This is a genomic window from Novipirellula sp., assembly GCF_041583735.1.
Classification (GTDB): domain Bacteria; phylum Planctomycetota; class Planctomycetia; order Pirellulales; family Pirellulaceae; genus Novipirellula.
The window spans coordinates 1-2,983 of record NZ_JBFHFD010000864.1 but is presented as its reverse complement, the minus strand read 5'-3'; the positions used below and the strand labels follow the sequence as shown (position 1 = coordinate 2,983).

Annotated in this window: 2 protein-coding genes; both read left to right on the top strand. The window is 54.8% G+C overall.

What is annotated here, in order from left to right; genetic code table 11:
- The first annotated feature begins 333 nt into the window (after nucleotides 1-333).
- Nucleotides 334-1,452 carry a type IV pilus twitching motility protein PilT gene (locus ABX962_RS33880; RefSeq protein ID WP_372726086.1) on the top strand — a complete coding sequence of 373 codons (1,119 nt, stop codon included), beginning with the start codon at nucleotides 334-336 and terminating at the stop codon, nucleotides 1,450-1,452.
- A 157-nt stretch (nucleotides 1,453-1,609) separates the two neighbouring features.
- On the top strand, nucleotides 1,610-2,983 hold a 1,374-nt coding region (locus ABX962_RS33875; RefSeq protein ID WP_372726085.1), incomplete at its 3' end, for a GspE/PulE family protein.

The following is a 2,983-nucleotide window of genomic DNA, read 5'->3' as shown; positions in this document are numbered from 1 at the left end:
GTTCCCCTTGCCGCTCAAGTAGCGGTAGGCAGACCGCCCTCAGTGCAATTCGCCGGATCGCGTTTTTGATACCACGCCTGCCAAAACAGGTGAATTCTTTGAATGCGAGCAATCACGTGTGATAATGGAGTCACCGCCGCAATTATTCTTTCTCTTCGCGGCGTCCTTATCGATCGAACGTTTTTATTCATTCCCCATGTCAAAGCGGGCTTCGCAGCCACCGCTGTCCGAATCAGCAATACAACTTGATCTCAATCGAATCAATTTGATTACGGCAAGCCGAACCGCTTTTCTACGATTTCGCCCCCTTCTAAAAAATTAGACATTCGCTTCATGGCCACGGTGCTCATTGACAAGCTGCTGCAAGCGGCAATCAAGCAAGGTGTCAGCGACATTCACATTGTTGTTGGCCAGCCTCCTGTGTTCCGGCTGCATGGACGGATGCGAAAACTCGACACGAAAACGCTCGAGGCAGCCGACGCGGTAGGGTTGATGAAGAGCATCACTCCGGAACGCTGTCAGCGAGAACTGCAAGAGACAGGTAGCGCCGACTTTGGGTTCGCCTTTGGCGACTTGGCACGTTTTCGTGTTTCGGTGTTCAAGCAGCGTGGTTTCATTTCGATGGTGCTGCGTCAAATCCCTAACGACAAATTGACTCCCGAACAGCTCGGTCTTCCCGAATCGGTGGTCAAAATGGTCCACCGGCCGCGTGGATTGTTTTTGGTGACCGGTCCAACGGGGTCGGGAAAAAGTACGACGTTGGCAAGTTTGATCAACTTGCTAAACGAGACCGTGGACCATCACATCATCACGATCGAAGACCCGATCGAGTTTTATCACGACCATAAAGAGAGCACGATCAACCAACGCGAAGTGGGGGTGGACGTACCGAGTTTCTCTGAAGCGATTCGGCGTGCGTTGCGGCAAGACCCCGACGTGATCCTGGTTGGCGAGCTTCGCGACTTGGAAACGATCGAAGCGGCGATCAGTGCAGCGGAAACGGGGCACGTTGTCTTCGGCACACTTCACACCAACAGTGCTCAGGGCACGGTCAACCGAATCATTGACGCGTTCCCAGGGAACCTGCAGGATCAAATTCGAACTCAATTGGCAAGTACGCTGATCGGCGTCGTCGCACAGACGCTGCTGCCGAAAATCGGCGGTGGTCGAGTGGCAGCTTACGAGATCTTGGTAGTCACGCCGGGGATCGCGAACCTCATTCGAGAAAACAAGACATTCCGTATCAACAGTGCGATGCAAACCGGAGCGAAATTCGGAATGCAGTTGATGGATGACACGCTGTTTGACCTATGGCGAGACGAATTGATCACGGTCGAAGACGCGCTCGGAAAATCGCACCGTCCCGATGACCTCGCTAAACGTATTGTTCAATTCCGCCACGGCGAAGGGGATGCACCGATCCCGGTCCCCGAAGACGGCGGAGGACACTAGTAGGATAGGCTTCTAGCCTGTCACTGTGGGATAGGCTTCCAGCCTGTCGTCATAACGAGAAAAGTAAGACCGCCTCAGAACGAAACACCCGCATCCGTTTCGCGACGGCGTCTGCCTCAATTTTAAAACTTCATCCTTTCAACTTCGAACCATTACCATGGCCGCACGTCGCATCGGACAAATCCTGGTCGACCTCGGGTTTTTGACCGACGAACAACTCGAGATTGTGCTCGAAGAACAAGAGCAGCAACCGGGCGCACTGTTCGGCAAGATCGCCGAAGACATGCAATTGATTACTGACGAGCAGCTGATCCAAGCGCTCGCCGAGCAGATGTCGATGCAGACGGTCTCGTTGGAGGATGCGGAGATCCCGGTCGAGGTGCGTGACAAGATCACCGAGACGATGGCTCAGTTGTACCGGATCGTGCCGATTCGATTTGACGAGGATTTGAACCGCTTGACCGTTGCCACGTGTGACCCGCAAAACCTGACGATCCAAGACGAATTGCGAACGTTCTTGGGTTACGACATTGCGATGGTGGTGACGACTGAACGCGAAGTCTTGCAGTACATCACCAAGCACTTTGACTCGGAATCCGAGAGCGTCGAAAAGCTGGTCGCCGAGTTGGCGGACGACGAAGAGTTGAAGAAGATGGTTTCCGCGTTGGAAACCGAGAAGTTCAATATCACCGACGCCGAAGCGCTTGCCGATTCCGCGCCGGTGCGAAAGCTACTCAATATGGTGTTGTTGTTGGCGATCAAGGATCACGCCAGCGATATTCACTTTGAACCGTTCGAGGACGAGTTCCGCATTCGCATCAAATCCGAAGGCGTGCTTTACGAAATGGTTCCGCCGCCACGTCACTTGGCGTTTGCGATCACGACGCGGATCAAGGTAATGGCCAGCTTGGACATTGCCGAGCGGCGAATGCCGCAGGACGGGCGGATCGAATTGATGGTCGGGGGCCACCCGGTCGACCTCCGCGTCAGCGTGTTGCCAACGATCTTTGGCGAGAGCGTCGTCATGCGGGTATTGGACCGCAGCGTGGTGAACCTCAGTCTCGAAAACGTCGGGATGGACGCGGTCACGATGAAGGCGTTCCGCAAAGCGATCGATCGCCCCAACGGCATCATCTTGGTCACCGGCCCGACGGGGTCGGGTAAAACGACGACGCTGTATTCCGCGTTGTCCGAGATGAACGACATCAAAGACAAATTGATGACGACCGAGGACCCGATCGAATACGACATCGAAGGGATCATTCAAATTCCAATCGACAACGACGTCGGCGTTACCTTTGCCGGTTGTTTGCGAGCAATTTTGCGGCAGGACCCCGACACGATCCTGGTCGGCGAAGTCCGTGACTTGGAAACCGCCGAGATCGCGATCCAAGCGGCACTGACGGGTCACTTGGTGTTTAGCACGCTGCACACGAATTCGGCTGCCGCGACCGTCACCCGGCTGAAGGACATGGGCATTCAAGCGTTCATGATTTGTGCGACCGTCGAAGCCATTTTGGCTCAGCGATTG

What these genes read in the sequence shown, in the direction of transcription:
- ABX962_RS33880 (WP_372726086.1), top strand. Translation starts at nt 334, where the DNA reads ATGGCCACGGTGCTCATTGACAAGCTGCTGCAAGCGGCAATCAAGCAA.